General features: G+C 64.4%; 32 protein-coding genes. 19 read left to right on the forward strand and 13 right to left on the reverse strand.

Translation table 11 applies throughout. The annotated features are described in order from the left end of the window. Positions 1 to 75: 75 nt before the first annotated feature. From iaaH to OKW27_RS12850, 3 genes are all read right to left on the reverse strand, one after another. Positions 76 to 1,530, reverse strand: a complete 1,455-nt coding sequence (gene iaaH / locus OKW27_RS12840; protein WP_429333677.1) for an indoleacetamide hydrolase — start codon at positions 1,528 to 1,530, stop codon at positions 76 to 78. A gap of 203 nt (positions 1,531 to 1,733) precedes the next feature. Continuing rightward, the gene (locus OKW27_RS12845; protein WP_008917353.1) at positions 1,734 to 1,949 is read right to left on the reverse strand and encodes a hypothetical protein; all 216 of its coding nucleotides are present in this window, start codon (positions 1,947 to 1,949) and stop codon (positions 1,734 to 1,736) included. Between the two features lie 322 nt (positions 1,950 to 2,271). Then, positions 2,272 to 3,096 carry an NADPH-dependent FMN reductase gene (locus tag OKW27_RS12850; RefSeq protein ID WP_429333678.1) on the reverse strand — a complete coding sequence of 275 codons (825 nt, stop codon included), beginning with the start codon at positions 3,094 to 3,096 and terminating at the stop codon, positions 2,272 to 2,274. A gap of 374 nt (positions 3,097 to 3,470) precedes the next feature. Here OKW27_RS12850 and OKW27_RS12855 point away from each other — a divergent pair, with 374 nt between their 5' ends. Both OKW27_RS12855 and OKW27_RS12860 read left to right on the forward strand, forming a co-directional pair. Further along, a complete protein-coding gene (locus OKW27_RS12855; RefSeq protein WP_429333679.1) occupies positions 3,471 to 4,184 on the forward strand; it encodes a J domain-containing protein in 714 nt (237 codons plus the stop codon). 283 nt (positions 4,185 to 4,467) lie between these two features. Next, a complete protein-coding gene (locus tag OKW27_RS12860; protein ID WP_429333680.1) occupies positions 4,468 to 5,088 on the forward strand; it encodes an arsenate reductase ArsC in 621 nt (206 codons plus the stop codon). Here OKW27_RS12860 and OKW27_RS12865 read toward each other — a convergent pair. Continuing rightward, the gene (locus OKW27_RS12865; protein ID WP_429333681.1) at positions 5,085 to 5,411 is read right to left on the reverse strand and encodes an H-NS family nucleoid-associated regulatory protein; all 327 of its coding nucleotides are present in this window, start codon (positions 5,409 to 5,411) and stop codon (positions 5,085 to 5,087) included. The genes OKW27_RS12860 and OKW27_RS12865 overlap by 4 nt on opposite strands. A gap of 787 nt (positions 5,412 to 6,198) precedes the next feature. Here OKW27_RS12865 and OKW27_RS12870 point away from each other — a divergent pair. Then, a complete protein-coding gene (locus OKW27_RS12870) occupies positions 6,199 to 6,507 on the forward strand; it encodes a hypothetical protein (protein WP_167368698.1) in 309 nt (102 codons plus the stop codon). A 118-nt stretch (positions 6,508 to 6,625) separates the two neighbouring features. On the opposite strand, the gene OKW27_RS12875 is transcribed toward OKW27_RS12870, so the two are convergent. Continuing rightward, a complete protein-coding gene (locus OKW27_RS12875; protein WP_090806576.1) occupies positions 6,626 to 6,901 on the reverse strand; it encodes a hypothetical protein in 276 nt (91 codons plus the stop codon). 943 nt (positions 6,902 to 7,844) lie between these two features. Between OKW27_RS12875 and OKW27_RS12880 the strand changes: the two genes are divergently transcribed. The 5 genes from OKW27_RS12880 to OKW27_RS12900 all read left to right on the forward strand — a co-directional run bounded on the left by OKW27_RS12880 (position 7,845) and on the right by OKW27_RS12900 (position 11,885). Next, positions 7,845 to 8,462 carry a copper-binding protein gene (locus OKW27_RS12880; protein ID WP_429333682.1) on the forward strand — a complete coding sequence of 206 codons (618 nt, stop codon included), beginning with the start codon at positions 7,845 to 7,847 and terminating at the stop codon, positions 8,460 to 8,462. 144 nt (positions 8,463 to 8,606) lie between these two features. Next, positions 8,607 to 8,840 (forward strand): hypothetical protein, encoded by a 234-nt coding sequence (locus OKW27_RS12885; RefSeq protein ID WP_429333683.1) that lies wholly within the window; start codon positions 8,607 to 8,609, stop codon positions 8,838 to 8,840. A 163-nt stretch (positions 8,841 to 9,003) separates the two neighbouring features. Next, complete coding sequence (locus tag OKW27_RS12890) at positions 9,004 to 9,756, forward strand: SDR family NAD(P)-dependent oxidoreductase (protein WP_429333684.1); 753 nt, start codon at positions 9,004 to 9,006, stop codon at positions 9,754 to 9,756. A gap of 110 nt (positions 9,757 to 9,866) precedes the next feature. Continuing rightward, the gene (gene rhmD, locus OKW27_RS12895; protein ID WP_090806572.1) at positions 9,867 to 11,045 is read left to right on the forward strand and encodes an L-rhamnonate dehydratase; all 1,179 of its coding nucleotides are present in this window, start codon (positions 9,867 to 9,869) and stop codon (positions 11,043 to 11,045) included. A 57-nt stretch (positions 11,046 to 11,102) separates the two neighbouring features. Further along, a complete protein-coding gene (locus tag OKW27_RS12900; protein ID WP_187610757.1) occupies positions 11,103 to 11,885 on the forward strand; it encodes an SDR family NAD(P)-dependent oxidoreductase in 783 nt (260 codons plus the stop codon). 19 nt (positions 11,886 to 11,904) lie between these two features. On the opposite strand, the gene OKW27_RS12905 is transcribed toward OKW27_RS12900, so the two are convergent. Beyond that, positions 11,905 to 12,900 carry a LysR family transcriptional regulator gene (locus tag OKW27_RS12905; protein ID WP_429333685.1) on the reverse strand — a complete coding sequence of 332 codons (996 nt, stop codon included), beginning with the start codon at positions 12,898 to 12,900 and terminating at the stop codon, positions 11,905 to 11,907. A gap of 121 nt (positions 12,901 to 13,021) precedes the next feature. Between OKW27_RS12905 and rhaM the strand changes: the two genes are divergently transcribed. The 6 genes from rhaM to rhaS all read left to right on the forward strand — a co-directional run bounded on the left by rhaM (position 13,022) and on the right by rhaS (position 19,010). Next, on the forward strand, positions 13,022 to 13,339 hold the full coding sequence (gene rhaM, locus OKW27_RS12910) for an L-rhamnose mutarotase (RefSeq protein WP_429333686.1): 318 nt from the start codon (positions 13,022 to 13,024) through the stop codon (positions 13,337 to 13,339). Between the two features lie 74 nt (positions 13,340 to 13,413). Beyond that, on the forward strand, positions 13,414 to 14,307 hold the full coding sequence (locus tag OKW27_RS12915; RefSeq protein WP_429333687.1) for an amidohydrolase family protein: 894 nt from the start codon (positions 13,414 to 13,416) through the stop codon (positions 14,305 to 14,307). Positions 14,308 to 14,354: 47 nt separating this feature from the next. Continuing rightward, positions 14,355 to 15,884 (forward strand): sugar ABC transporter ATP-binding protein, encoded by a 1,530-nt coding sequence (locus tag OKW27_RS12920; RefSeq protein ID WP_429333688.1) that lies wholly within the window; start codon positions 14,355 to 14,357, stop codon positions 15,882 to 15,884. Then, positions 15,881 to 16,936 (forward strand): ABC transporter permease, encoded by a 1,056-nt coding sequence (locus OKW27_RS12925; RefSeq protein ID WP_429333689.1) that lies wholly within the window; start codon positions 15,881 to 15,883, stop codon positions 16,934 to 16,936. The genes OKW27_RS12920 and OKW27_RS12925 overlap by 4 nt, the downstream gene beginning before the upstream one ends. Beyond that, on the forward strand, positions 16,929 to 17,960 hold the full coding sequence (locus tag OKW27_RS12930; protein ID WP_090806558.1) for an ABC transporter permease: 1,032 nt from the start codon (positions 16,929 to 16,931) through the stop codon (positions 17,958 to 17,960). The genes OKW27_RS12925 and OKW27_RS12930 overlap by 8 nt, the downstream gene beginning before the upstream one ends. 39 nt (positions 17,961 to 17,999) lie before the next feature. Continuing rightward, the gene (gene rhaS / locus OKW27_RS12935; protein ID WP_429333690.1) at positions 18,000 to 19,010 is read left to right on the forward strand and encodes a rhamnose ABC transporter substrate-binding protein; all 1,011 of its coding nucleotides are present in this window, start codon (positions 18,000 to 18,002) and stop codon (positions 19,008 to 19,010) included. A 91-nt stretch (positions 19,011 to 19,101) separates the two neighbouring features. On the opposite strand, the gene OKW27_RS12940 is transcribed toward rhaS, so the two are convergent. The 4 genes from OKW27_RS12940 to OKW27_RS12955 form a co-directional block, all read right to left on the reverse strand. Then, a complete protein-coding gene (locus OKW27_RS12940; protein ID WP_429333691.1) occupies positions 19,102 to 20,253 on the reverse strand; it encodes a CmpA/NrtA family ABC transporter substrate-binding protein in 1,152 nt (383 codons plus the stop codon). 7 nt (positions 20,254 to 20,260) lie between these two features. Further along, entirely contained in the window at positions 20,261 to 20,836 is a 576-nt protein-coding gene (locus OKW27_RS12945) for an ANTAR domain-containing response regulator (protein ID WP_090806551.1), read from the reverse strand. Between the two features lie 772 nt (positions 20,837 to 21,608). Beyond that, entirely contained in the window at positions 21,609 to 21,878 is a 270-nt protein-coding gene (gene infA, locus OKW27_RS12950) for a translation initiation factor IF-1 (protein WP_090806547.1), read from the reverse strand. 144 nt (positions 21,879 to 22,022) lie between these two features. Continuing rightward, positions 22,023 to 22,304, reverse strand: coding sequence for a hypothetical protein (locus tag OKW27_RS12955; protein ID WP_184054546.1), 282 nt, complete (start codon positions 22,302 to 22,304; stop codon positions 22,023 to 22,025). Between OKW27_RS12955 and OKW27_RS12960 the strand changes: the two genes are divergently transcribed. Then, entirely contained in the window at positions 22,303 to 22,614 is a 312-nt protein-coding gene (locus tag OKW27_RS12960) for a hypothetical protein (protein ID WP_429333692.1), read from the forward strand. The genes OKW27_RS12955 and OKW27_RS12960 overlap by 2 nt on opposite strands. A 281-nt stretch (positions 22,615 to 22,895) precedes the next feature. Here the strand turns inward: OKW27_RS12960 and OKW27_RS12965 are convergent, their stop codons facing one another. Then, a complete protein-coding gene (locus tag OKW27_RS12965) occupies positions 22,896 to 23,114 on the reverse strand; it encodes a hypothetical protein (RefSeq protein WP_090806545.1) in 219 nt (72 codons plus the stop codon). Positions 23,115 to 23,351: 237 nt separating this feature from the next. Here OKW27_RS12965 and OKW27_RS12970 point away from each other — a divergent pair, with 237 nt between their 5' ends. The 3 genes from OKW27_RS12970 to OKW27_RS12980 are packed head-to-tail and all read left to right on the forward strand — an operon-like array spanning position 23,352 to position 24,513. Further along, positions 23,352 to 23,996: a helix-turn-helix transcriptional regulator gene (locus OKW27_RS12970; RefSeq protein WP_018425410.1), complete on the forward strand. Its 645-nt coding sequence runs from the start codon at positions 23,352 to 23,354 to the stop codon at positions 23,994 to 23,996. A gap of 58 nt (positions 23,997 to 24,054) precedes the next feature. Next, entirely contained in the window at positions 24,055 to 24,297 is a 243-nt protein-coding gene (locus tag OKW27_RS12975) for a DUF1653 domain-containing protein (RefSeq protein WP_429333693.1), read from the forward strand. A gap of 21 nt (positions 24,298 to 24,318) precedes the next feature. Further along, positions 24,319 to 24,513, forward strand: a complete 195-nt coding sequence (locus OKW27_RS12980) for a YqaE/Pmp3 family membrane protein (RefSeq protein ID WP_090806541.1) — start codon at positions 24,319 to 24,321, stop codon at positions 24,511 to 24,513. 54 nt (positions 24,514 to 24,567) lie between these two features. Here OKW27_RS12980 and OKW27_RS12985 read toward each other — a convergent pair whose 3' ends face one another. After that, positions 24,568 to 24,876, reverse strand: a complete 309-nt coding sequence (locus OKW27_RS12985; RefSeq protein ID WP_429333694.1) for a 2Fe-2S iron-sulfur cluster-binding protein — start codon at positions 24,874 to 24,876, stop codon at positions 24,568 to 24,570. Positions 24,877 to 25,181: 305 nt separating this feature from the next. Between OKW27_RS12985 and OKW27_RS12990 the strand changes: the two genes are divergently transcribed. Continuing rightward, positions 25,182 to 25,472, forward strand: coding sequence for a DUF1488 domain-containing protein (locus OKW27_RS12990; RefSeq protein WP_026226687.1), 291 nt, complete (start codon positions 25,182 to 25,184; stop codon positions 25,470 to 25,472). Between the two features lie 165 nt (positions 25,473 to 25,637). On the opposite strand, the gene OKW27_RS12995 is transcribed toward OKW27_RS12990, so the two are convergent. Continuing rightward, positions 25,638 to 26,171 carry a cytochrome b gene (locus tag OKW27_RS12995; protein ID WP_090810140.1) on the reverse strand — a complete coding sequence of 178 codons (534 nt, stop codon included), beginning with the start codon at positions 26,169 to 26,171 and terminating at the stop codon, positions 25,638 to 25,640. Between the last annotated feature and the right edge of the window lie 58 nt (positions 26,172 to 26,229).

Raw genomic sequence — 26,229 nt, forward strand, 5'->3', positions numbered from 1 at the left:
AAAGCGTCGGAATGCGGGCTGCAACGCGCAGGCATTAAAGCACAAACCTGATGGCGCGCACGTGAAGCACGGGCTTCAAAGCACCGGCGCGGGCAACGTTCCCAGTACCTGTTCGAACGCGACACCGATGGCCAGCAGGCGCCTGTCCGAGCCGAGCGGTCCATCGAGTTCGAGGCCGACCGGCAGCCCGCTCGCGCTGATACCCGCCGGCAGCGACAGCCCCGGAATGCCGGATGTGCTGGCCGGGTCGGTATTACGCAGGAACGCTTCCATCGTATCGATTGGTGGACCGCCGTCGATCGTGACCGTCGACGAGCCGTTCAGATCGTCGATCGGTACCGCGACGAGCCGCGTCGTCGGAAACAGCAACGCGTCGAGACCGGCATTCGCGAACGTCGCGGCGACGTAGTTCCGCAGCCGCGGTCGCCAGTAGTTGAGCGCCGCCGAGTAGTGCGAGCCGAGCACGTCGGCGAGCACGTCGTCGTAGATCGCGCGCACATCCGGGCTCGCGATGCGCACGGCCAGTGCGGCGACGGTTTGCACCGGCGCCCGATTCGCGACCAACCACGCGAGCACGTCGTCGCGCGCTTCGTGAATGGCGAGCGGAGCGCCGACCATCCCGTTCAGATACTCCAACTCACTCATCGCGACCGGCACGAACGTGACGCCCGCCGCTTCGAGCTTTTGCAGTGCGGCGCGCGCGACGTCCTCGACCTGTCGCTCGAGAGCATCCCACAGCGGCGCGGGCAAGCCGATGCGCAAGCCATCGAGCGCAATCGCAGGCAACGTGCCGTCGCCGGTGATCACACCGTCGAGCAGCGCCAGGTCGGCGACGCTGCGTGCCATCGGCCCGACGGTGTCGCGCGTATGGCTGATCGGCACCACCGCGTTGGGGTCGTGATAGCGCCGCTCGGCACCGCCATTGCCGACTGATGGACGCAAGCCCGCGGTGCCGGTCAGCGCGGCCGGGATGCGGGTCGAGCCGCCGGTGTCGGTGCCGAGTCCGGCGGGCGCGATGCGCGCGGCGATCGCCACCGCGGTGCCGCCCGACGAGCCGCCCGGTATCAGCGACGGATCGTACGGATTGCGCACCGGCCCCGCGTGCGCGGACAGGTTGGTACTCGTGATGCCGAACGCGAGTTCGTGCATGTTGGCCTTGCCGAGCACGATCGCGCCCGCGTCGAGGAGGCGTTGCACCGATGGGGCGTTGGTGTTCGGCACGAAGCCCGCGAGCGCGGGCGTGCCGGCCGTCGTCGGCAGACCTGCGGTGTTGATGTTGTCCTTGACGACGATCGGCAAACCGGCGAGCGGCAGACGTGCCCGCTCAGTCGGCGGCAATGCGTCGATGCGCTGCGCCGCGGCGAGCGCGCCGTGGAAGTCGAGCGTGGTGAGCGCATTCAGGTGCGTGAGCGCGGCGGCGCGCGCGAGCAGGGTGGCGACGTAGTCGGCGGCTTTGAGGCGGCCCGATTGCAGCGCCTCGACCGCTTGTGTCGCGCTGAGCGCGAGCTGTGCGTCGACGGTCCATGTCATGACCGGCGTCTCCGTATCGATGGGTGCGTCGCGGGCGGCGCGAGTTTCGACTGCATCCGTCGAAGTAGCGGACAGGTCACGCGGGCGGACAGCGAACGCAAGGGTTCACCTATTCTGGCACATCCGCCTCAAACCCGATGCCGGGCGATGCGCAACGCTTGTCGTGCTCGCTGTCATCGACATCGATGCGCTCCGGGATCGCCTTATTGGTGATTATCGATCCACATACGCCCCCAGTCCGACGCGTAGGCGAGCGCATGCTCTTCGTCGAAGAAGTAGTCGAGCGCGTCGAACGAATAAGCCTTGCGCGTATTCTCGTCGCGCTGCTCGATCGTCAGATTGGCGGCGAATAATCCGTTGGGGAGCAGTTGCGTTGCCGCTTCGACCTCGTAGCCCTTGTAGCGGATGTGTGAGTTCATGATCTTGACTTGTCTGTGTGCCCGCGAATGTCGTGCGGAATACCAATGCGTGCGGCGCGGCCCTGTCGTTGCCATAGGTGAGTGAAGCGGCGGGCAGGTCAAGCGTAGGGCGCGCTCTGCAGCGGTTGAACCAATCTTTCGTCGAAAGCAAACCAGCGCGGGGCCGCAGTGGTAATCAGAAGCCCGGATTGGATCGAAGTCGCTGTGTCCGGTGACTCTATTCGCGTGGAGGCGCGGTGTCTGTTATGTGGCGCACGGTCGCTCGGCGCAAAGCGTGGCGCCGCGCGCGATTGCGGCGGCGTCACGGTGCCTGGGGGAGTATTCAGACCGGGTGCAGGACGCGCGCGGGACGACCGTCAGTGGCGATGGAGGTGGCGGGGCTCGGTGCGCCGGCCAGGCTCGCAGTCGCATGGCTCGACGCGGCGGGCGTGCCGTGCGCACGCTGTGCATTGAACGCGAGCGCGAACTGCGCGGCCTGCTGGCCGACGGTCGCGAGTTGCTCGATCACCTTCGGATCGGAGCAGCTGTCCGCGCTATCGAAGCGCGTCTCCAGCGTGTTGATGCCGGCACCGAACGGCGTCGGCCAGCCACGCAGTGCATGCACGATCGAGCGAAGCGACGTCAGCACGGAGCCCGCCGCCTGCCAGCCGTAGGCGGTGACGATGCAGCCCACCGCGCGGCCATCCAGATACGGGCGCTCGTCGGCGCGCAATTCCTCGAGCGTGTCGAGTGCGTTTTTCACGAGCCCGGACACGCCGCCGTGATAGCCGGGTGTCGCGATGATCACCGCGTCCGCGCGACGCACCGCCTCGATCAGCTCGAGTTGTTCGTCGGTGCGGGCCGGCTGTTCTGGCGCATAGTGTGGCAGGCTATGCAGAAAAGTGCCGCCGAACAGGCGGGTATGGGCGCCCGCGGCTTCGGCGCCGCGCAACGCGAAGGCGAGCGCGCGCTCGGTCGACGAGGCCGCGCGCGTCGTACCGCCAATACCGACGACGAGCGGCGGGCGGAAATGATCGGATCTGCTCAACGAAATGCTCCTTCGATTGCGGTTCACGGTGCGGTTTATGCGGAACTCATGCAGCGGTAGCAACGCACGTGCATGGCCGCGAACGGACCGGCCGGAGCGAACCGGACTTTGAAGCGTCATCTTAATGAGCGGCCGCCGCGCGGCTAAGGACTTTTTGTTCTAACGATATAACCATGCATGAGCAGGTCGCCGAGCCGCTTTGCAATGCACGTGAGCGCGCGGCCGATAAGCATATGGCGAACCGTTGGTTGGGCGCGTGCGGGTCTGACGGTAAGATGGGCTCGTCTCCTCCATGACATCTCCTTAGACATGGGACTCGGTCTCGCTACGCAAGTGGTGGGGCCTTTTTTTCGTGGGCCGTTGGAGGACAATGCGCCGCCGTGCCATCGCGGCAATGCCGGCATGCGCGTGCTTGCGTGGACGCCGGGTCACGATGACGCCGCTTTTAGCATGCTACGATGCCCGCAGTGATTTTTCGCGAGATCGAGTCCAGCATGGCAACCCTGTATGAGACGCTCGGCGTGCCCGCGCACGCCACCGACGACGAAATCAAGCGGGCCTACCGGAAAGCCGCGATGAAGTGGCATCCGGACCGCAACCACGGTGCCGAGGACGTGGCGCGCGCGGCGTTCCAGGAAATCAAGGACGCGTACGCGATCCTGTCCGATGCCGAGCAGCGCAACGTCTACGACGCGGTCTACACCGAGCAGATGCGCGAGTGGGAGGCGCAGCACACGCGTCGGCAACGCGCGCAGGCGAAGCGCGAGGCAGCGGCGCGCGCGGCCGACGAAGCCGCGTATGCCGAGATGGTGTCGATCGCGATCCGCTTCGCCGACCAGGGTCACAATCGCGACGTGCTGTTCGGCGTGCTGCTCGGGCGGCAATGCCAACCGCAGCGCGCCGCGCAGATCGCCGACAGCGTCGCGGCGTTGCAGGCCGCGCGTCGCGACGAGGCGGACGCCGCGCAAAACGCCCAGCGCGCGGGAAAGACCGCGAAGAGCGCGCAAGCGGCGCAAGCCGAGGCGTCCGAGCCCGAACTGGCGGACCCCGCGCAAGACACCGGCGCGGCCTCGCAAACCGCCCCTCACGACACGCAGCCTTCCAGACGCGAGAACCATGCGAAGCGCGACGAAACCGTCAGCGACATGCATCCGGCCGGCGCGCTCGGCAACCTGTGGTTTCAGTTCCTCAACAGCCTGAAGTTCTGACCCGCCGCCGACGGCGACCGGGCCGAGCCCATCGTGCCGGACCGGCGGGCCGGCGGCAGCGTCGGTTGATCTGGCAAATATTGACAGGGTGCTGAAACAGTGGGCCGGACACTGGTACACTGCCCATCGTTCGCAAAGTTGTGCTCTGTGCCCGTGAGTCGAGATACCTGGTGCGAATCCCGAGGCGCAAATAATAAAGACGCCATAGTGTCACGGGGGCGCAAGACTGGAGCGGCACAATTCCGCCCAGAGGCCAATAAAAAAACATCGGTACGGGGTAAGCGTGTCCAGAATATATAAGGTGTTGTTTCTCTGCCGCGATAATTCGATCCGCAGCATCATTGCCGAAGCTTTACTGCGCGAACTGGCGGGGCACCGGTTCGACGCGTTCAGCGCGGGCCCTGAACCGGCCGCGCGCCTTCATCCACTCGCGGTCGCGCAATTGCGGCCCGGCATTTCCGGGCGCGCGGTGCTGAGCCCTAAAAGCTGGCTCGAATTCACCGGCGAATGGGCGCCGCGCATGGATATCGTGATCGCGCTCGACGAATTCGTCGGCGGACTGCACGCGCCGGTATTTCCCGGCGCACCGGCGTTCGTCTATTGGACCATTACCGATCCGCTCGCGGGCGGCCACGGGTCCGCTGACGAGCAGGCCTGTCTTTTCGACAAGACCTTCTGGCAGATCGTCCGGCAGGTCAGCGCGCTTATCGAGCTGCCGCAATATGCGCAGCCTGCCTCGAATCACGCGAATCTCGTCGATGCGGCGAATGCCGCCAATGCGGGGAATACGGTGAATGCCGTCAATGTGGCAAGCGGTGGCGCAAAACCGGTGCGTGGCACGGCGGTTCGTTTCGAAGCCGCAGCCATTGTGCCCGCGCCTTCGAGCGCGGCGGCCTGCACCTAGCGGTTATTCGGGCGCCCGAGCCGCGTGCCGGCGAACGGGTCATTCGACCAGTCCACCTGTTTTTTCGGTTGGGGCGTGGGCGCCGGTTTTGTGGCCAATTCGAAATGCTCAATGCTCTGGCCGGCACTAATAGCCTGCTTCAACCATTGCGGCATTTCGCCATTGCCGTCCCAGCTGTCTCCGGTCGCATTGCGATAGCGCTCAGCCTTTTTGGCCAATGACTCGGTCGCCAGCGCTGCGGCAAGGTCTTCTGGTCTGATACCAAACTCTTCCATACGATGGCGGAGATAGGCAATCATGCTATCTCGCTTCCTTTCGTCCATAGGATATTCGTCCTTCTAAAACGTGCAGCGTGCTGTCGAAGACAGATTGCGGGGAAAAAGCTGCGAAGCGTCGAGCCCGACTGAATGGGGCCGCCCCGCGGTGGGGTTGTCGATTGACGGAAATGCCATGTGCCGGGTTAAAAAACGTTGCTCCCTGAATTGCAATACGGCCTCGGACAAAGACGGCCGCTGGAACAACCGACCCTCGAACCGAGAGTCTCGATCAGCAAATATTTCAGCATGTCGCAACGCGACGAACGAGGCCGGTAAGCCTGACGTTCGCTATGAAAAACTCTGTGTCTCGATGCAATGATTGCGAATGGATGGAGTCATTCCACGCTGTCCGTCTTTCACCGGACTTTCGTCGATGTGCGGGTTCGCTTTTTGTGCGTTGTAGCAACATGATAGCGCAATGCGCGAGCAAAGCACGCTTAGTTCACGTTGAATTTGTCGGTGAATGCGGTTTATCGAACGGTGTGGACGATTGGCGACACTGCTGGATGCTCCTGGATTGAATTCCGGGGTGCGCGAACTATAAAAGAAGGACGACAAGCTGCGAATGCAGACTTACAGCCGCCTTGTGCGCGCCGATTCCGCCGACGCTCGGGAACGCGTCGAGTATCGGGCGCAAGCGCGGTAATTCTTCATCTGTTTAGTTCGGTGACCCGTCGCAGCAGTAGCGCATTGGCATCGCTCCGTTCCTCGGCCCGATTGGGCAGGTTGGCTGTTCGCGGATCAATTCTTGTGGAGGACGAACACTGCTGCGCCGGATTCGAGGAGTCCGGAAATGAGAGTACGTATATTGATGATTGCCGCGACCGCCGTTCTGTTTCTCGCGCCGAGAACGGCCATCGCCGAGGAGTTGAGCGGCCAGGCGGAGCACGCCGTGTCGGGTCGCGCGATGATGGAGCACGATGCGGACGAATCGGCGCAGGCGACGACCGACATGTCGTTCGGTCAGAACTGGGACCCGCGCGAGCAGGGCATACGCAACGCGTCGTATGGTGGTGTTCCGGCGGGCGAGTCGCAAGCGGGAGGCCGGCGCAGCCAGTCATGCTCGTTCAGCACGGAGTGCAAGACTTATTTCGGTCAATGACCAGAGTTCGCGAGCGGCAGCGGGGCGCCAGGAACGACCCCGGATCGCGAGGCAACGAACAGGTGCCGAGCGCTGCCGCCGCCGCCTTTCACGCGCTTGATCGCAAGCGCATGCCATTTCACGCGGATGCCAATTCCCGCTGGGCATCAGCGCAGCGCTCGCCGAGGCGAGCGACGATATCGTCGACGCCGCGCGCCGCGTCGTTTTCCGCCGCTTCGTAGTAGCCGCGGAACTCCTCGAGCAGAGCGCGCCATGACCCATGCCAGCGCGTTTCTCTTAGACAGGCGCCGGACGAATCGGCAATACGCAATACGCCGTTGTCCGGATAGAACGTCAGCGTGACGAGGAGGCCGTCGATGACGCAGGCGGCGGTGCAGGGGCGAGTCGTGACCATGTGTGGTGTCCTTCGATAAACAATGTGTGTGCGTTAGACGGTGACGCGAGCTTTAGCAAACGCTGTGCCTGTGATGCCCACATGACCGTGGCCATCGGCTCAAGCGTTCTTTTCGTTGCCTTGACGGCAAAATTCGCTCGATCAATAACCCGTGTTCGCAGTATTCCAATGATTGACGACAATTTTTTGTATTCGTCGCGCAGCGATGCGTAATCGCTTCAGTATCATCCATTAAGGGTTTGTGCGGAGTCGTTCGGCGATTGCCAATCTGCCGCGCGCCCACCGCTTTTCAATGCATATCGAATGCGCCGATTCGACTGTTGTCAGGCAACCGGACAGAGTCAGAGCGAGGACGGCGTCGCCGGGCATCTGAGCTCAGCGAATTGCAGCGATCATATTTTTATGGCAAATGAATCGCCCACCGTCATAAAAGATTTGACGCGGCAAACCCGATTAATCGGGAATGGCGATGCGCATTCACTTGTCTTGCCATTCCTTTGCGCGTTTGCTAGCATCCCCGAAACCGTTTGAAATAGTCATAACGTTCGGCAATTTCCGGACCCGCTCACGTTGGGTCGCCCGGTAGTCCATCTCGTTGCGAGGAATATGTTATGGCTAGCTTTCTACCCCTCCGCTGACGCTCGCGGGAACGCATGCGCAAAGCCGCGCGGCGCCTTGCGCAAGCTCATCCGCCACGACTCCGCATACCGATTGCATCGCATGGAGAAGCACGCGCTTTTTGCGATTGGCTCTCCGGGACAAATCGACGCATTAGAAAGGAACCGCCATTGGTTTCAGAAAGCGTAACCCCGTCCGATAAAAGCGATTAATAGTCCGTTTTTTCTTTTTATTCGAAGCGACTGCACTTGCCGGTGCTAAGCGTAGTACGCGATCTGCGACAAAACATTTGCCGTAACATCGACGCAATCAAAAGGAGCATTTCATGGCTTGTAATTCAACGGACTCCGGGCTCATGCGGGTGAAGGCGATCGCGGTTGCGTTGGTGGTTTGCGTCGCCGCGGCGGGTCCGGCGCTGGCACAGGACAACGCGGCCGCGTCCGCGCCGGAACAGCGGGCAATTGGCGCCGCCGCGCTGCTGCACGTTAAGGCGCGCGTCGTCGCGATCGATCCCGCGACGAACAGCGTGACGCTGCGCGGCCCGCAAGGCGGCGAGGAAACTTTCGACGTGAATCCGCAAGCCGCCGACGTCAGCAAGCTGCATGTCGGCGACGTCGTGACGATTGCGTACAAGAAGGCGGTGCTGGTCGGCGTCGACAAACTCGCGCCGAACGGAATCCGCCAGCGCATCGATACCGAAGTCACGCAGCCTGCGGCCAACGGTGTCGTTGCATCGGCGCGGCGCATCGAGGTCGTCGCGACGGTGCGCAAGATCGATCGCAAGAAGCGCACGATCACGCTGCGCGGGCCGTCGCGCACGGAAACGCTCGACGTGGCGCCGGACATTGCGCTCGAGAAACTGAAGGTCGGCGATTCGGTGCGCGCGGTGTTCGTCTCGGCCATCGCGGCGTCGGTGTCGCGCAATGGCGCGGACGTCAAATAACGGCGATCGAGAAGGCTTAAATAAACTACGCTGAAGCGTATCGAGGTGCGCGGCGTCGAACCGCAACCGGCGGTTCGACGCCGCGCCGGCCATTGCGGCTCAGGTTTCACGATGGTCATCGCGTCGCGCGTGAAGGAGCGGGGAATGGAACAGAGCGAAACGGAAACCACTGCCGAATCGGAGCGCAAACGGCTGGTCCGCAGCAAGATACACGTGGGCCTCGCGGCGCTCGGCACGTTGTCGTCGGTGTTCGGGATCGGCATAGCGATCATCGGCGGGATCAACTTCGACCAGACCAAGGTGCTGGTCGGCGTCGGCATCATCGTCGTGTCGACCATTCTGTATGTCTCGATGCTTTTCGTCGCTGCCGATGATTAGCCGCTTCGCTTCCCTTTAGCGCCCGCTCCCCGCTGCCGATCCACTTTTGCTATCGCCCCCTCCAATAGTCGAATTGTTGGCGCATCGCACCGCCCGTATATTGACCGCAGCGATATACAACAACTCGATGGCACGCCGCACGGCGGCCTACAGGAGCACAGCAATGAATCGGATCGATCTGGAGGGGCGCACGGTCGTCATCACCGGCGGCGCGCGTGGCATCGGCTACGCGGTCGCGCAGCGGGCGTTGCGCTCGGGCGCGTCGGTCGCGTTGTGGGACGTCGATAGCGAACGGCTCTCGCGCAGCCAGCGCGAGCTGAGCGAACTCGGTAAGGTCAGCGCCATCACGGTCGAGCTGACCGACGACGCCGCGGTTCAGCAGGCCACCGCGCAAACGGTCGCCGGGCACGGCTCGATCGACGTGCTGATCAACTGCGCGGGCATCACCGGCGGCAACGGCACGACCTGGGAGCTTGCGCCCGACATGTGGCGCCGCGTGATCGACGTGAATCTGATCGGCCCGTACCTGACCTGCCGCGCGGTCGTGCCGCAGATGCTGAAGCAGGGCTACGGCCGCATCGTCAATATCGCGTCGGTGGCCGGAAAGGAGGGCAATCCGAATGCTTCGCACTACAGCGCATCGAAAGCGGGGTTGATCGGGCTCACCAAGTCGCTCGGCAAGGAACTCGCGACCAGAAACATCCTCGTCAATGCGGTCACGCCGGCCGCGGCCAAGACCGAAATCTTCGATTCGATGTCGCAGCAGCACATCGACTACATGCTGTCGAAGATTCCGATGAACCGTTTCCTGCTGCCGGAAGAAGCGGCGTCGCTGATCCTGTGGCTGTCTTCCGAAGACTGCGCGTTCAGCACCGGCTCGGTATTCGACCTGTCGGGCGGCCGCGCCACCTATTGAGCGCGCTGCTCGCGCATTGCTCACGCAGTGCTCACGTCCCGCAGCGTATTGCACACGCGTCGAACGCGCGTTGTCGAGCCGCTTCCACGCCTCTCTCACGGAGCCCTTTCATGGCCATGCCTACCATCCGGCACGTGCGTGCCTTCATCGTTCGCGGCGGCGGCGCGGACTATCACGACCAGGCCGGCGGACACTGGATCGACGATCACATCGCGACGCCGATGGCGCGTTATCCCGAGTACCGCCAGAGCCGCCAGTCGTTCGGCATCAATGTGCTCGGCACGCTGGTCGTCGAGATCGAAGCGAGCGACGGCACCGTGGGCTTCGCGGTGACGACCGGCGGCGAGATCGGCGCATTTATCGTCGAGAAGCATCTCGCGCGTTTTCTCGAAGGGCAGCTGGTGACCGACATCGAGAAGATGTGGGATCAGATGTACTTCGCGACGCTTTACTACGGGCGCAAGGGCGTCGTGCTGAACACGATTTCCGGTGTCGATCTCGCGCTGTGGGATCTGCTCGCGAAGGTTCGCAAGGAGCCCGTGTATCAACTATTGGGCGGTCCGGTGCGCGACGAGCTGGTGTTCTATGCGACCGGCGCGCGGCCCGATCTCGCGAAGGAGATGGGCTTCATCGGCGGCAAGCTGCCGTTGCAGCATGGTCCCGCGGAAGGCGAAGACGGACTCAGGCAAAACCTCGACAAGCTCGCCGACATGCGCTCGCGCGTCGGCGACGACTTCTGGCTGATGTACGACTGCTGGATGAGCCTCGACCTGCGCTACGCGACGCGGCTCGCGCAAGGCGCGCACGAATACGGCCTCAAATGGGTCGAGGAATGTCTTCCTCCCGACGATTACTGGGGTTACGCCGAACTGCGCCGCAACGTGCCACGCGGCATGATGGTGTCGACCGGCGAGCACGAGGCGACGCGCTGGGGCTTCCGGATGCTGCTGGAGATGCAGTGCTGCGATCTGATCCAGCCCGACGTCGGCTGGTGCGGCGGCATCACCGAGCTGATCAAGATTTCCGCGCTCGCCGATGCGCACAACGTGATGGTGGTGCCGCATGGGTCGTCGGTGTACAGCTATCACTTCGTCGTCACGCGCCATAACTCGCCGTTCTCCGAGTTTCTGATGATGGCGCCGAAAGCCGACGAAGTCGTGCCGATGTTCCACCCGCTGCTGCTCGACGAGCCGGTGCCGGTGAACGGGCGCATGAAGGTGCCGGACACGCCGGGCTTTGGCGTGCGGCTCAATCCGGAATGCGCGCTGGTGCGGCCCTATCAGCATTGAACGTGTCGAACGTTTTGAACCTGTGCCGAACGGCGGATCGCCGCAAAGGAGATTAGGGTGCTGCTCAAGGACAAAGTCGTGATCGTCACCGGCGGCTCGCGCGGCATCGGACGCGCGATCGCGGTGGCCTGCGCGCGCGAAGGCGCGGACGTGGCGATCAACTACTGGGGCGACAACGACGCATCGTATGGCCGGCGCTCGGCGGTCGAGGAAGTCGTCGGCGAAATCGAGGCGTTGGGGCGGCGCGTGATCGCGGTGGAAGGCAACGTCGCGGCGCGCGACACCGGCCAGGAGCTGGTGCGACGGACGCTCGACGCGTTCGGCAAGCTCGACGTGCTCGCGAGCAATGCCGGCATCTGCCCGTTTCACGCGTTTCTCGACATGCCGGCGGACGTGCTCGAATCGACGGTCGCGGTCAATCTGAACGGCGCGTTCTTCGTCACGCAGGCTGCCGCGCAGCAGATGAAACAGCAGGGCACCGGCGGCGCGATCGTCGCGACGAGTTCGATCAGCGCGTTGGTGGGCGGCGGCATGCAAACGCATTACACGCCGACCAAGGCCGGCGTGCATTCGCTGATGCAGTCGTGCGCGATTGCGTTGGGGCCGTTCGGCATCCGCTGCAACTCTGTCATGCCGGGCACGATCGCGACCGATCTGAACGCCGAAGATCTCGCCGACGAAGCGAAGAAGGCCTACTTCGAAAAGCGCATTCCGCTCGGCCGCCTCGGGCGTCCCGACGACGTCGCCGATTGCGTCGTGTTTCTCGCCTCGGACCGCGCGCGCTATGTGACGGGCGCCGCGCTGCTCGTCGACGGCGGCCTGTTCGTGAACCTGCAATAAGCGACGCGCGATGCGGGCGTCAATTGACCGTGACGGGCGTAGTCGGCGTGCCGGGTGCGGCGGCCGGATCGTCGCGCGCGAGGTCGCGCGAGAAGCCGCGCAGCAGTTCGATGAAGCGCAGCGCCGGCTCGGCGAGCTGCTCTTCCTTGCGCGTGAGAATGCCGAAACCGGCGAGACTCTTGCCGATTTCGAGTGGCAGCGCGACCAGCAGCCCGCCGCGCACATGATCGCGCACGACCGACTCCGGCAGCATCGCGACCGCATCGTAATTCTCGAGCAATTGCAGCGTCGCGAAGATCGACGCGCATTCGGTCAGATTGACTGGCGTGGCGAGCCCGGCACGCGCGAGTTCTTCCTCGAACAGCACGCGCGCCGGACTCGTGATGGGTTGCGCAACCCACGGCCATGCGACCAGTTCGCGCAACGTGATGCGCGTGCGCCGCGCGAGCGGATGCACGGCGCGCACGACGAGCAGCAGCGTTTCGCGCGCGAGCGGCTCGAAGCTGAAGTCGTTGTGCTGCAGAGGGTTGGTCAGGCGCCCCAGCGCGAGATCGACCTCGCGCCGATGCAGCAATTGCACGACCTGATCGCTTGTTTCACCGAGGATGCGCACGCTGAGCAGCGGGCTTTCGGTCTTCAGCGCGGCGACCGACATCGCCAGCAGATCGGGCGCGGCGCCCATGATCGCGCCGACGGTCAACTGGCCGTGACCGCCGCGGCGTTTGACATCGAGGTCTTCGGCGAAGCGTGTGAGCTCGGCGAGCGCACGGCGCGCGTATGCGAGCGTGACGACGCCGAGCGGCGTCGGCGTCATGCCGCGCGCGTTGCGCTCGAACAGCAGGAAGCCGAACGCTTCCTCGATGTCGCCGAGCATGCGGCTTGCGCTCGGTTGCGCGACGTTGACGGTCTCGGCGGCCTGATGCAGGTTGCGGGTGTCGTCGAGTGCGACGAGCAGGGCGAGATGCTTGAACTTGAGACGATTGACGAGTGCGACGGCGGCTGAATGTTGGCTCATGGTGCCAGTAGGAGTGCCCGTGCGATTCGGTTTGTGGATCGACCAATCCCAACAACGGATTGAGAGGCTATCGATGCAGGAATTATAGTCGTCCGAAGAGGTCGACAGGAGACAGGCCGCCATGGAGACAATCGCTTTTCGGATGGTGCTGAACCCCGGCATGCGCGAAGAATACGAACGGCGTCATACGCAGATCTGGCCCGAGCTCGTTGACGCGCTGCACAACGCCGGCGTGCGCGACTACCGGATTTTCTTCGACCCCGACACGCATCATCTTTTCGCGGTGCTCTCGCGCACCAGCGGTCACACGATGGACCAGTTGCCGCAACTCGACGTGATGCGCAAATGGTGGGATTACATGGCCGACATCATGCAGACCGCGCCCGATCACACGCCGCTGTCGCAGGCGCTCGAACCGGTCTTTCGTCTCAGTCATTGAGTCGCGCTGAACCCAGCTGAACCCCGCAACGACGCACGAACCTCGAAACGCTTTTCACCGGACGAAGGTGCCGCATGCAGGTTGTCGATTCGCATATCCATCTGTGGGATCTGAAGACGCATCGCTATCCGTGGCTGGAGAACCCGGGCGTGTCGTTCGTCGGCGATGCGCGCGATCTGAAGCACGACTATCTGCTCGACGATCTGCTCGGTGAAGCGGGCGACATCGACGTGCTGAAGCTCGTGCACGTCGAAGCGAATCACGATCCGGCCGATCCCGTCGAGGAAACGCGCTGGTTGCAGTCGATCGCGGATCGCGACGCCTCGCGCGGCATGCCGAATGCGATCGTCGCCGCCGTGGACCTGTCCGCGCAAAATGCGCCCGAGTTGCTCGAAGCGCATGCGTCGTTCGCGAATACGCGCGGCATCCGGCAGATTCTCAACGTGCACGACAACAAACTGTTCGATTACGTCGGCCGTCATTACATGCGCGAGCCGCGGTGGCGCGAGCATTTCGCGTTGCTGCGCCGTTACGACCTGTCGTTCGATCTGCAACTGTATCCGTCGCAAATGGAGGAGGCGGCCGCCTTGGCGCGTGCGCATGCGGACACGCTTCTGGTCGTCAATCATGCGGGCATGTTCGTCGATCGCAATAGCGTGGCCGGTTACCGCGCGTGGCGCGAAGGCATGCGCCTGCTCGCGGCGTGTCCGAACGTCGCGGTGAAGATCAGCGGGCTGGCGATGTTCGATCATCACTGGACCGTCGAAAGCCTGCGGCCTTATGTGCTCGAAACGATCGATACGTTCGGCGTCGAACGCGCGATGTTCGCGTCGAATTTTCCCGTCGACCGGCTATTTGGTTCGTATACGGATTTGTGGCGCGCGTATGCGGCGATCGTTGGCGATGCGAGCGAGGCTGAGAAGGACGCGCTGTTTCGGCGCAACGCGCAACGGTACTACCGGATTTGACGCGCGGCGCGTCGAAGAGAAGACAGCCGCAAAAAAGGAGACACGCAGTGCAGCCATCCCCTTCCACGGTGCCGCGACTCGAATTGCGGCACGCGAGCAAATCCTTCGGCCGGGTGCGCGCGCTGTCCGACGGCGACCTCGTGCTGTGGCCCGGCGAGGTGCATGCGCTGCTCGGCGAGAACGGCGCGGGCAAATCGACGCTCGTGAAAATTCTCGCCGGGGTGCATCAGCCCGACGCCGGCGAGCTTCTGGTGAAGGGCGAGCCACGTCGCTTCGCGACGCCGGCCGAAGCGCGCGACGCCGGGCTCGCGGTCATCTATCAGGAGCCGACGCTGTTCTTCGATCTGTCGATCGCGGAGAACATCTTCATGGGCCGGCAGCCGGTCGACCGCTTCGGCCGCATCCAGTACGACGCGATGCATCGCGAAGTGGACGGACTGCTCGCGTCGCTCGGCGTCGAGTTGCGCGCGGATCAACTGGTGCGTGGTCTGTCGATCGCGGATCAGCAGGTGATCGAAATCGCGAAGGCGTTGTCGCTGAACGCGAGCGTGCTGATCATGGATGAACCGACGGCCGCATTGTCGCTGCCCGAAGTCGAGCGGCTATTCGCGATCGTGCGCAAGCTGCGCGAACGCGACGTCGCGATTCTGTTCATCACGCACCGGCTCGACGAAGTATTCGCGCTGACGCAGCGCGTGACGATCATGCGCGACGGCGCGACAGTCTTCGACGCGCTGACCGCCGATCTGAGCACCGACGCGATCGTCGCCAAGATGGTCGGCCGCGATCTGCAAACGTTCTATCCGAAGGCCGATTGCACACCGGGCGACGTGCGTCTGTCGGTGCGCGGCCTGACGCGCATCGGCGTGTTCAAGGATGTCTCGTTCGACGTGCGCGCCGGCGAGATCGTCGCGCTCGCGGGCCTCGTCGGCGCGGGACGCAGCGAGGTCGCACGGGCGATCTTCGGTATCGATCCGCTCGATTCGGGCGAAGTGTGGCTGACCGGCAAGCGGCTCGACACCGGCAAGCCCGCGGCCGCGGTGCGCGCCGGGCTCGCGCTGGTGCCGGAGGATCGCCGCCAGCAAGGGCTCGCGCTCGAACTGAGCATCGCGCGCAATGCGTCGATGACGGTGCTCGGACGGCTCGTTCGGCATGGGCTCATTTCGACGCGCAGCGAAACGCAGCTCGCCAACAAGTGGGGCACGCGTCTGCGCCTGAAGGCGAGCGACCCGGAGGCGCCGGTCGGTACGCTGTCGGGCGGCAACCAGCAGAAGGTCGTGCTCGGCAAGTGGCTCGCGACCGGCCCGAAAGTGCTGATCATCGACGAACCGACGCGCGGCATCGACGTTGGCGCGAAAGCCGAGGTGTATGGCGCGCTCGCCGAACTCGTGCGCGATGGCATGGCCGTGCTGATGATTTCGAGCGAGCTGCCCGAGGTGCTCGGTATGGCCGATCGCGTGCTCGTGATGCACGAAGGCCGCATCAGCGCGGAGCTCGCGCGCGCCGACGCGAACGAGGAGCGCATCATGGGCGCCGCGCTCGGTCAGGGACTTTCACCATTGGGACGTGCAGCATGATGCGCCATTCCACCCATCCCGCGCCGGTGCGGCGGTCGCTGCCGAAGCGTTCCGCCGCTTCATCGGGCGGCCTCGTCGCGAGCGTCGCGAAGAGCCGCGAAACCACGTTGTTCGTCGTGCTGATCCTGCTGATCGCGGGGACCGGGCTTGCGAAGCCGCAGTTCCTGAATCTGCAGAACCTGCGCGACGTGCTGCTGAACGTGTCGATCATCGGTCTGCTGACGGCCGGCATGACCGTCGTGATCCTGATGCGGCATATCGATCTGTCGGTCGGCTCGACGGTGGGTATCAGCGCGTACGCGGTGGGCAGCCTGTACGTTGCGTTCCCGCATATGCCGGTGCTCGTCGCGCTGGCCGCGGGGCTCGCGATCGGGCTTGTCGCGGGCGGCATCAATGCGCTGCTCGTCGCGGTGGGGCGCGTGCCTTCGCTCGTGGCGACGCTGTCGACGCTGTACATCTTTCGCGGCGCCGATTACGCATGGGTGCACGGCGGCCAGATCAACGCGACCAGTCTGCCCGACGCGTACTCGCGGCTCGCGACCGGCACGCTGCTCGGCATCCCGACGCTCGCGCTGATCGCGATCGTCGTACTCGCCGGCCTGTCGGTGTATCTGAAGCAGTTTCGCGGCGGTCGCGAGCACTATGCGATCGGCTCGAATCCGGAAGCCGCGCGGCTCGCGGGCGTGAACGTCGAGCGTCGCGTGATGTCGGGCTTTTTGTTGTCCGGCGCGATTGCGGGCTTTGCGGGCGCGTTGTGGCTCGCGCGCTTCGGCACCGTCGATGCCAGCACCGCGAAGGGCATCGAATTGCAGGTCGTCGCGGCGGCGGTGGTCGGCAGCGTCGCGATTACGGGCGGCGTCGGCACGATCCTCGGCGCGACGCTCGGTGCGCTCGTGCTCGGCGTGATCAGCATCGCGCTCGTCGTGCTGCACGTGTCGCCATTCTGGGAGCAGGCGATCCAGGGCGCGCTGATCGTCGCCGCGATCGCCGCCGATACGCTGCTGGCCCGCTCCGTCGCCAAACGCATGATGAGGAAACGCGATCATGGCTAAACCCGATTCCGCGCTGCTCACGCGCAAGCGCGAAACGCCGCTGCAATGGGAAGTGTTGCTGGTGATCGTGCTGATCGTGTCGCTGGTGTTGGGCCGCTGGCTGTCGCCGGTGTTTCTGACCGGCGCGAACCTGAGCAACGTATTCGCCGATCTGACCGAGATCGCGCTAATGGCGCTGCCGATGACGCTGATCATCGTCGCCGCCGAAATCGATCTGTCGGTCGCGTCGGTGCTGGGCGCGTCAAGCGCGCTGATGGGCGTGCTGTGGCACATGGGTCTGCCGATGCCGGTCGTGATCGTTGTGGTGCTGATCGGCGGCGCGCTGGCGGGCCTGCTGAACGGCCTCGTGATCGTCAAGCTGAACCTGCCGTCGCTCGCGGTCACGATCGGTACGCTCGCGCTGTTTCGCGGTCTCGCGTATGTGCTGCTCGGCGATCGGGCGGTCGCGGATTTTCCGGCCGCGTATACGGCGTTCGGCATGAACACGCTTGGCCCCACGTTCATTCCGTTGCCGTTCGTGATCGTGATCGCCGCCGCCGTGCTGTTCACGGTTCTGCTGCAAGCCACCGCGTTTGGCCGCAGTCTCTATGCGATCGGCGCGAATCCGACCGCCGCCGCGTTCTCCGGCATCGAGGTCGCGAAGATCCGCTTGCGCCTGTTCGTGCTGTCGGGTCTCGTCAGCGCGCTCGCGGGCATCGTCTATACGCTGCGCTTCACGAGCGCGCGCGGCGATAACGGCGAGGGCTTCGAGCTGTCGGTGATCGCCGCGGTGCTGTTCGGTGGCGTCAGCATTTTCGGCGGACGCGGCTCGATGGTCGGCGTGCTGCTGTCGCTGCTGATCATCGGCGTGCTCAAGAACGCGCTGACGCTCGACGACGTATCGAGCGAAACGCTGACCATCGTGACCGGCGTGCTGCTGCTCGCGTCGGTGCTGATTCCGAACCTCGTCGCGCGCTGGCGGGCGGCGCGCGACCGGCGTTTCATCGCGAAGTCCGCAGCCACGTCTTCTTCATCCGCAACCTAGCTTCCCCTCTCTGTCCAACAACAACGCAGGAGACACTTCATGTTCAAACCTCTACGTCACACCGGCATGGCCGCGCTCTGCGCCGCGTTGCTCGCGATCAGTTGCGGCGGCGCGTTCGCCGCGGAACTGAAAAGCGGGCTGAAGATCGCGTTCGTGCCGAAGCAGATCAACAACCCGTACGAAGTGATCGCCGACGACGGCGGCCTCGCCGCGATCAAGGAATTCGGCGGCGTGGGCAAGGCGGTCGGGCCGTCGGATGCGGGCGCGTCGTCGCAGGTGTCGTACATCAACACGCTGATCACGCAGCGCCAGGACGCGATCGTGATTGCCGCCAACGATGCGAACGCGGTCGTGCCGTATCTGAAGAAGGCGATGGGTCAGGGCATCAAGGTCGTCACGTTCGACTCCGATACCGCGCCCGAGGGCCGCCAGCTGTTCGTCAATCAGGCGAACGCCGAAGGCATCGGCCGCGGCCAGGTGCAACTGGTCGCGAAGCTGATGGGCGGCGAGGGCGAATTCGCGATTCTGTCGGCGACGCCGAACGCGACGAACCAGAACACCTGGATCAAGTGGATGCAGGAGGAACTGAAGAAACCGGAGTACTCGAAGATCAAGCTCGTCAAGATCGCGTACGGCAACGACGACGATCAGAAGTCCTTCGTCGAAACGCAGGGCTTGCTGCAGGCGTATCCGAACCTGAAGGCGATCGTCGCGCCGACGACGGTCGGCATCGCGGCGGCGGCGCGCTATATCTCGTCGTCGTCGAGCAAGGGCAAGGTGGCGGTGACGGGCCTCGGCACGCCGAACCAGATGCGCGCGTTCGTGAAGAACGGCACCGTGACCGCGTTCCAGTTGTGGGATCCGAGCGAGCTCGGCTATCTGGCCGCATACGCGGCGGCGTCGCTCGCGTCGGGCACGATCACGGGTAAGGAGGGCGAAACGTTCGACGCCGGCAAGCTCGGCAAGCGCACGATTGGCGCGCACGGCGAAATCATTCTCGGGCCGCCGACCACGTTCGATGCGAGCAACATCGACAAGTACAACTTCTGAGCTTCGGCAACGCCGACTGTCCACCTGATCGCCGTTGGCGGTTCGTGGGCAGTCGGCGCAGCGGATCTCGGGGATTTCGCGTGCGGTCCGCTCAGCGGCGGATCGCAAAACGCCGCGCATAAGCGGCGGATGGTGAGCCGCTTCCCCACACCGCGCCATCGATCAGTTCCCTTGTGACGTCCTCGCCGGGCACCGGCACGTTCACGCGCGCGGCGGCCTCGCGATACAACTGCGTCTGGTTGATGCGCGCGGCGACCGCGTCGTAGTCGTTGTGCGCATCGATGATCCCCCAGCGCTCGAACTGCGTGAGGAACCACGCGCCTTCGAATGGATGCGGATAGTTGACCGCGCCGTCGTCGAAGAAACGCATCGGCAGGCGGCGCGGGTTCGCCGTGTCGAGGTGGTCGCCGAGCCGCGCCGCGATCAGCGTCTCGTCGATACCGATGTAATCGGGCCGCGCGAGCCAGCGGGCGATCTCGTCGCGATGCCCGGCGCCGTCGAGCCAGCGGCACGCTTCGAGCACGGTCTGCACGAGCGCGCGGGTCGTGCGCGGATGCGCATCGACGAAATCGCGTCGGCAGGCGAGCACTTTCTCGGGATGCTCGGGCCACACCTCGCTCGAATAAGCGATCGTTTTGCCGACACCATGCGCCTCGGCCATTTCATTCCACGGCTCGCCGACGCACAGACCGTCGAGCCGGTCTTCGGCAAGCGCGGCGACCATTTGCGGCGGCGGAATCGCGACACTGTCGATGTCGCGCAACGGATCGACGCCTTGCGCCGCGAGCCAGTAGTACAGCCACATCGCGTGCGTGCCGGTCGGGAAGGTGTGCGCGAACACCGGCTTGCGGCCGAGCGTGGCGAGCGCCTCGCGCAATGTCCCATGCTTCGCGAGCGCCTCGGCGAGCCGATTCGAGAGCGTGATCGCCTGGCCGTTGCGGTTCAGCACCATCAGCACGGCCATGTCGGTGCGCGGGCCGCCGAGGCCGAGCTGCACGCCATACACGAGCCCGTAAAGCGCGTGCGCGGCGTCGAGATCGCCGGCTAGCAGCTTGTCGCGCACGGCGGCCCACGACGGCTGGCGGCACAGTTCGAGCGTGAGCCCGTGCGCATGGCCGAACTCGAGCAGCTTCGCCGCGATCAGCGGCGCCGCGTCGGACAACGCGACGAAACCGAGCCGCAGATGGGTCTTTTCAGGCGGCTCCGCAAAGGCCGCGGCGGTGACGGAAGTGGCTGGATTCATGAGCGCATCATTTGAGCGAGCCGGCCGACGCGACGACCTCGCGCGCCACCTCGGCGAGTTTGACGCCCTGATTCATCGCGCGTTTGCGCAGACTCGCGTAGGCGGCCGGTTCGGTGAGTTTCTGCTGATCCATGAGCAGGCGTTTCGCGCGATCGATCAGCTTGCGCTCGGCCAGTTCGTTTTCGGCCTGCGCGAGCCGCTCGCGCAATTGCGACTCCTGTGCGAAACGCGCGAGCGCGACTTCGAGAATCGGCGCGAGCCGCTCGGTCGCGAGGCCTTCGACCAGATACGCGGTGACGCCCGCGTTGACCGCTTGGCGGATCAGTTGCTGGTTCGCGTCGTGGCTGAACATCAGCACGGGGCGCGGGGCGGTCGCGTGCATCACGGCGAGCTGTTCGAGCGTATCGCGCGACGGCGACTCCGTATCGATGATGATGACGTCGGGCCGCTCGTCCTGAACCGCGCGATGCAGCGCCTGCGGCGTCGCGGTGCCGGAGAGCATTTCGCAGCCGAGACAGGCGAGCGCGTCGCGCAGATCGCCGATCGGTTTGTCGGTGTCGGTGACAAGGAGAACACGCAGCATGGAGTCGGGGGAAGGGACATCTGACTATCTGTAAAGCAATGGATATGCCAGCCTTCGCGCGACGGGGCTTGGCGAGGTGTGTGAACGCATTCGCGCGAATGGCGGGGACATCGATTGTAAAGGATATTTTTGGCGGGCGATCGCGCGAATGCGATCGATCGTCGCTGCGAATCGTCCGCGAAAGAGGTGACGCGGCCACGCCGGTCGCGCTGCACCGGCGAGGGGCATGCAGGACAGCGGACGCCCGATGCACCGAAGCGGCGCATCGCGTTCGTCGCGACCACCGGCAGACTGGTCAGCAATGACAATGACGCGCCGTAGAAGCTCAAGCCGGTCGCGTCCGCGAATCGTCGTCATCAACGGGCTGATCGAGGTCAGCAGCGGGCGCAGATGGAGCTGGAGGAGCGGGTGGTCGAGCAGGTGCGCAAAAGCGCGGGTGGGGAGGATTTGGGGGCGGTGTTTGGAGTTTAGCGAGACGCGCTGCGACGTGCGTGGTCGCCGAAGCGGCGTGCCGCCAGATTCCAATCAAGACGCCGCGCGTGTTGCGGCGTACGACGTTCGCGCATGCGCTGGAGAGCACCCCGAATGTCAGGGAAGACGTCTATTTCACGCGCTTGGGCGGCGAGGCTGACGTAGCGCGTTCAAGCAGAACGCGGAGTCGGAAGGTATGGCGCGAGTCTGTCGGGCCTCGCGCTTTCGCATGGGTTCGGGCGGGCTGCCCGCATCGCCTGCACAACATCACAGGTACGCAGGGCGGCGCCGTGACCCCTGCTTACCTCCGCCGCGCCGCGTGCCGTGGCGCACCGCCGCCACTCGCACGCTCGTCCTTGTGGCGGAAATTGATCCGCCCCTTGGTCAGGTCGTAGACCGACAATTCGAGCGTCACGCGATCGCCCGCGAGAATACGGATATGGTTCTTGCGCATGCGCCCGGACGCATAGGCGCCGACCACGACGCCGTTGTCGAGCGTCACGCGGTAGCGGCTATCCGGAAGCACTTCGTCGACGATACCGTCAAGTTCAAGCAGTTCTTCTTTCGCCATGCATAACTCCTGGTCGATGGGATAAAGGGGAAATAGGGGAAACCGGCCGCAGGCATTGCGAGCGGCGCGACTGTGGATTCGTTTGAAAAGCAGCGGCGCCCGAAAGCACGCTGGGCGACATGAGTGACGCGCCGATGACGCCGCTCAAAGATCGGTGACCGACTGACCGCTCACCTGGCCGTCGATCAGCCGTTCCGCATGCGCCATGCACGCGATGCGCGCCTTGCCCATGCCGTCGAACGGAAACAGATACTGCAGGCGAAATACCCGGCCGTCGGCCGCCGGATTGGCGCCGACGCGGCAGATGCGCACCGAAGCGTCGTAACCGGCGCCCGGATTGCGGGTCGCTGGCGCGCCCGCGGGGCGGCGCGGATAAACGAGCGGGTGAATTTCGTAACCTTTGTAGGTCTTGACTGCTGGATTCATGAAAAACATGTCCTGTATTGCGCGGTCCACGCGCCGCGTGCGGGGCGCCGCTTCCGGCAACGCTCCTTTGACGCGTCACGGCGCGGACCGGCGGCGCAGCACCGATGGGCGCGCCGCGTTAAAAATGGTTGGCACAGGCCTGGTGGACCCGGCGGGCTCAATGACAATGGCTCGAGCGGTCGCGCGAAAACGCGGATTCGACCGAAAAAACGCTGAAGCGGCGCGTCAATTCGGGCGCCGGACGCATGATGCTGAACCGCTCGGTGTACTTCTCGCGACGGCGAATACGGGCGGCGCATTGCCGGAGTGACGGGATCGCAGATAAGGGCGGTCGAACAGTCGGGGGTGGTGCGGAGATGCCGGGTTGAGACTGCCTGGTGCTGCCAGTGCTATATGGGTGCGAGGTGCAACAATTGCAACATGATGCCTGAAATAGGCCTGATTGGATAGTGCAAACTTCAGCGCACGACCGGAACGCCCGACTGGCGGGGCTTCGCGGGCAGTTGGCGAAGTCGTGTCGGATGCGGGACCGATGACGGGCTCGCGAATCGCGCGAGTGGCGCGCGCGAGGCTCCTATTCGAACGCGTGCGTCAGCGCGACGTCTCGGCGACGCGCTTCCGCAATTCGCGCGCGGCCGCCAGCGGCAGGCGCGCATCGTCCCAGCCGGTCAACCATTCGACTTCCTTGGCCGTGAAGACCTGACCATGGTTGCGCAGCGCGTACTGCAGCGAATCGATGATGTGGTTGCGAATGATCTCCGGCGTGCGCTTGTCGTCGAGCACGGCGCGAAGCGCTTCGAGTGTGGCCATCGGTTGGTTCCGTTCGGTCGGGTGTCGGCGGATCAGTGTTTATCGCACGAAAAAAATGCGCTCGCGAGGTAGACAAAATTGCCGTCCGGCGTCGAGTCGCGGCGCCAGCGCGAGGCCGCTACAATGGCGGCTTCCTGAATTGCGGACCGAGCGGGCGCGCCGGCGTCCACGGCGGGCATCTGGCTTCGTCGTCATCCGCTATCGCGCGCCGCCTCCTTCGAACCTCGCGTTTTTTCCATGCGCAACCCGAACGTGTCTCCTGTCAAAGACCTGCTGCTGAAGCGCTACGCGCCGATCGCCGACGGCATCGCCGCGCTGCTCTATCCGTGCGCCGAGGTGGTGATTCACGATCTGCGCGATCAGACCATCGCGTATCTGGTGAACAATCTGTCGCGGCTCGAGGTGGGCGCGCCGTCGGTGCTCGACGACGCGCACTTCGCGGCGCGCGGCCAGACCATCGGCCCCTACGAGAAGCTGAACTGGGACGGCCGCCGCATGCGCTGCGTGAGCAACATCCTGTTCGACGACGACGGCAAGCCCGCCGGCATTCTGTGCGTGAACTTCAACATCGCGGTGTTCGAGGATGTGCGCTCGACGCTCGATCTGTTCATCAAGGGCGGCGCGATGACGGACGCGCCTGCCGACGATCTGTTCCGCGACGACTGGCAGGACCGCATCAACACGTATCTGCACACGTGGCTGCGCGACCGGCAAATCGGCATCAATGCGCTGACGCGCGAGCACAAGCGTGAAATCGTCGAGGCGCTGCACGCGCAGGGCGCGTTTCGCGGCCGCAGCTCGGCGAATTACGTGGCCGCGGTGCTGACGATGGGCCGCGCGACCGTCTACAAGATCCTGAAGCAGATGAAAGAGGGCGGCTAAGCTCAGGCGCGCCGTGCTTGAAAATGCTTCGACGACGCCCAAAATAAGGTCAAACACCATGCGCTACCAACACTACAAAGGCGGCATTTACGAGCTGGTCTGCGAGGCCACGCTCGAGTCGGATCCGACGGTCACGATGATCGTCTACAAGGCGGCCAATGGAACGATCTGGACCCGTCCAGCGACGGTGTTTTTCGAGCTGGTAGAGCAGGAAGGCGTCGAGGTGCCGCGTTTTGCGCCGCTCGATGAGTTCAGCAACGAGGCAGATGCGTCCCCCGCGGACTCACCCATGCTGCCGTAATCACAGGAACAGGAAAACCGAATGCGTCTTTTGCTTGCCATCATTCTGCCGTGGCTGCAGTTTTTCACGATCGGCCGTCCGTTTGCGGGCATCATCTGTCTGATTCTGCAAATCACGCTGATCGGCTGGGTGCCGGCGGCCATCTGGTCGGTGTATTCGCTGAGCCAGTACAACACGGACAAGAAAATCGCCCGCGCAATGGGCAACGGGCGCTAAGACACAGCGCGTGAAAGCGTCGGCGAGCGGGGCGCCAGGCCCCTACGCTCCCGCTCACTGTGCCGGTATCGCGACCGCATCCGGCACTTCGATCACCAAGTCGGTTTCCGCGACCGCCACGCACGGCAGGATATAACCGTCCGCCTTTTCCTCGCGGCTCACGCCGGGCCAGTCAATCGAGTAGCGCACACGCCCGGACGTCATCCGGCACAAGCATGTTCGGCACGTGCCGTTGCGGCACGAACGCGGCAAACGCAGATTGGCGAAAGCGGCGGCTTCGAGAATCGTCAGCGAATCGGGCGCTTCGAAGCTCTGGCCGAGCGGTTCGACGCGAACCACAGGCGGGCGGGTGGGGGCGGACATTGTGCAGGTCAATGACTAGGTGCGCGACACTTTACACGGGATCGGACACCGCTTTATGGCGCGCCGCAACATCGGCGCGTCAGCCGCGCCTTCAAGAAAAAATCGGGGAAATCTTGCACCTGGCCCGAACTCGTCTAAAGTAAATCAATTCACCTCCGCGTGGCGCGAACTGACGATGCCGCGTCGAGGCGACGGCCCGCGCCGGCTGCATGGGACAAGGAGGAACGAGCGGCGGACGCGATAGCAAGCAATCAGCGCGTGCATTACCCGAGCGCATCGTGCGCGCACTCTTCCAGGTGACTCCCATGCAGATCCAATTCCCGAACGAAGCCCCTGAATATTCAGGTCGCGAACTTACTTTGGCGTTTCCGGCAATGGTCGATGGGCAGAGGGTGGAGTGCATGATCACTGCGGAAGCGCTCGAAGATCACTTCGGCGCCGCGTCCCCCCGGCTGGAGGACATGATCGTCGCGTTCGACGCGCACCGGCCGCGCATCGAGGCCGCCACGCGCCGGCTGTTGTCGGAAACGCGCGCGCAGTGTCTCGTGCTCAGAAGCGGTTACGTGCGGTTTTACGAGGCGAACTGGCGTAACTGACCAATCTGAAATTATCGGCTGGCTACCGGTACCGAAGCTTCGGCAAGCGCGACTGCTGCCGAAGCGCGAAGTTCGGATTCACCCGTGCCGCTACCGCTGGCTGGCCTGCGCGCAAGCCGCGACCGCGTGCAATGCATCGGCGGCACGCAGCCAACTCCATTACTTTCAAATGATCCGCCGCAGCGCCCGATCCTTGAACACCACATGGTGCGCGATCGCCGCGAGCGCGTGCAGTCCGATCACCCAATAGAACACGTTGCCGAGCCACTCGTGCGCGTCCTTCAACAGCGGCCGCGCGATCGCATCCGCACGCACCAGCGTGAAGCTGATGTCCGTCCATGCGAGCGACACCGGCCGCCCGCCCGCATTGACCATCAGCATGCCGAGCAGCGGCTGGGCGAAGATGAACACATAGAGCGCGAGGTGCGCGGAGCGCCCGAGAAAAGCGAGCAGCCGATTGCTTTCGAGCTCCTCCGGCGCGCCGGCCCACAATCTCCACAGCAGCCGCAACACGGCCAGCCCGAGCACCAGCGTGCCGGCCCAAAAATGCACGCCGGTCCAGAACGCGCGGCTGTCGGAGCCGCGCGGGCCGCGGATTTCGATGGCCAGATAGGCCAGCGCGACCAGCAGAAAAATCATCCAGTGAAAGAAAATCGCGGGCTTCGTGTAGCGGTCCGTCGTGCGGTTATATGAGGACATCGAGGCTCCTGGGGTGGCGACCCGTGCCGCAGCGACCCGGTCGATCGCGACCCGGTCG

Source organism: Paraburkholderia sp. 35.1, from assembly GCF_050436525.1.
Classification (GTDB): Bacteria; Pseudomonadota; Gammaproteobacteria; order Burkholderiales; family Burkholderiaceae; genus Paraburkholderia; species Paraburkholderia tuberum.

Excerpts from the sequence above, each read along its gene's own strand:
- iaaH (WP_429333677.1), bottom strand. The coding sequence starts at position 1,530 with ATGACATGGACCGTCGACGCACAGCTCGCGCTCAGCGCGACACAAGCG.
- OKW27_RS12845 (WP_008917353.1), bottom strand. The coding sequence starts at position 1,949 with ATGAACTCACACATCCGCTACAAGGGCTACGAGGTCGAAGCGGCAACG.
- OKW27_RS12850 (WP_429333678.1), bottom strand. The coding sequence starts at position 3,096 with ATGACGCTTCAAAGTCCGGTTCGCTCCGGCCGGTCCGTTCGCGGCCAT.
- OKW27_RS12855 (WP_429333679.1), top strand. The coding sequence starts at position 3,471 with ATGGCAACCCTGTATGAGACGCTCGGCGTGCCCGCGCACGCCACCGAC.
- OKW27_RS12865 (WP_429333681.1), bottom strand. The coding sequence starts at position 5,411 with ATGGACGAAAGGAAGCGAGATAGCATGATTGCCTATCTCCGCCATCGT.
- OKW27_RS12870 (WP_167368698.1), top strand. The coding sequence starts at position 6,199 with ATGAGAGTACGTATATTGATGATTGCCGCGACCGCCGTTCTGTTTCTC.
- OKW27_RS12875 (WP_090806576.1), bottom strand. The coding sequence starts at position 6,901 with ATGGTCACGACTCGCCCCTGCACCGCCGCCTGCGTCATCGACGGCCTC.
- OKW27_RS12880 (WP_429333682.1), top strand. The coding sequence starts at position 7,845 with ATGGCTTGTAATTCAACGGACTCCGGGCTCATGCGGGTGAAGGCGATC.
- OKW27_RS12885 (WP_429333683.1), top strand. The coding sequence starts at position 8,607 with ATGGAACAGAGCGAAACGGAAACCACTGCCGAATCGGAGCGCAAACGG.
- OKW27_RS12890 (WP_429333684.1), top strand. The coding sequence starts at position 9,004 with ATGAATCGGATCGATCTGGAGGGGCGCACGGTCGTCATCACCGGCGGC.
- rhmD (WP_090806572.1), top strand. The coding sequence starts at position 9,867 with ATGGCCATGCCTACCATCCGGCACGTGCGTGCCTTCATCGTTCGCGGC.
- OKW27_RS12905 (WP_429333685.1), bottom strand. The coding sequence starts at position 12,900 with ATGAGCCAACATTCAGCCGCCGTCGCACTCGTCAATCGTCTCAAGTTC.
- rhaM (WP_429333686.1), top strand. The coding sequence starts at position 13,022 with ATGGAGACAATCGCTTTTCGGATGGTGCTGAACCCCGGCATGCGCGAA.
- OKW27_RS12915 (WP_429333687.1), top strand. The coding sequence starts at position 13,414 with ATGCAGGTTGTCGATTCGCATATCCATCTGTGGGATCTGAAGACGCAT.
- OKW27_RS12925 (WP_429333689.1), top strand. The coding sequence starts at position 15,881 with ATGATGCGCCATTCCACCCATCCCGCGCCGGTGCGGCGGTCGCTGCCG.
- OKW27_RS12930 (WP_090806558.1), top strand. The coding sequence starts at position 16,929 with ATGGCTAAACCCGATTCCGCGCTGCTCACGCGCAAGCGCGAAACGCCG.
- rhaS (WP_429333690.1), top strand. The coding sequence starts at position 18,000 with ATGTTCAAACCTCTACGTCACACCGGCATGGCCGCGCTCTGCGCCGCG.
- OKW27_RS12940 (WP_429333691.1), bottom strand. The coding sequence starts at position 20,253 with ATGAATCCAGCCACTTCCGTCACCGCCGCGGCCTTTGCGGAGCCGCCT.
- OKW27_RS12945 (WP_090806551.1), bottom strand. The coding sequence starts at position 20,836 with ATGCTGCGTGTTCTCCTTGTCACCGACACCGACAAACCGATCGGCGAT.
- infA (WP_090806547.1), bottom strand. The coding sequence starts at position 21,878 with ATGGCGAAAGAAGAACTGCTTGAACTTGACGGTATCGTCGACGAAGTG.
- OKW27_RS12960 (WP_429333692.1), top strand. The coding sequence starts at position 22,303 with ATGAAAAACATGTCCTGTATTGCGCGGTCCACGCGCCGCGTGCGGGGC.
- OKW27_RS12955 (WP_184054546.1), bottom strand. The coding sequence starts at position 22,304 with ATGAATCCAGCAGTCAAGACCTACAAAGGTTACGAAATTCACCCGCTC.
- OKW27_RS12965 (WP_090806545.1), bottom strand. The coding sequence starts at position 23,114 with ATGGCCACACTCGAAGCGCTTCGCGCCGTGCTCGACGACAAGCGCACG.
- OKW27_RS12970 (WP_018425410.1), top strand. The coding sequence starts at position 23,352 with ATGCGCAACCCGAACGTGTCTCCTGTCAAAGACCTGCTGCTGAAGCGC.
- OKW27_RS12975 (WP_429333693.1), top strand. The coding sequence starts at position 24,055 with ATGCGCTACCAACACTACAAAGGCGGCATTTACGAGCTGGTCTGCGAG.
- OKW27_RS12980 (WP_090806541.1), top strand. The coding sequence starts at position 24,319 with ATGCGTCTTTTGCTTGCCATCATTCTGCCGTGGCTGCAGTTTTTCACG.
- OKW27_RS12985 (WP_429333694.1), bottom strand. The coding sequence starts at position 24,876 with ATGTCCGCCCCCACCCGCCCGCCTGTGGTTCGCGTCGAACCGCTCGGC.
- OKW27_RS12990 (WP_026226687.1), top strand. The coding sequence starts at position 25,182 with ATGCAGATCCAATTCCCGAACGAAGCCCCTGAATATTCAGGTCGCGAA.
- OKW27_RS12995 (WP_090810140.1), bottom strand. The coding sequence starts at position 26,171 with ATGTCCTCATATAACCGCACGACGGACCGCTACACGAAGCCCGCGATT.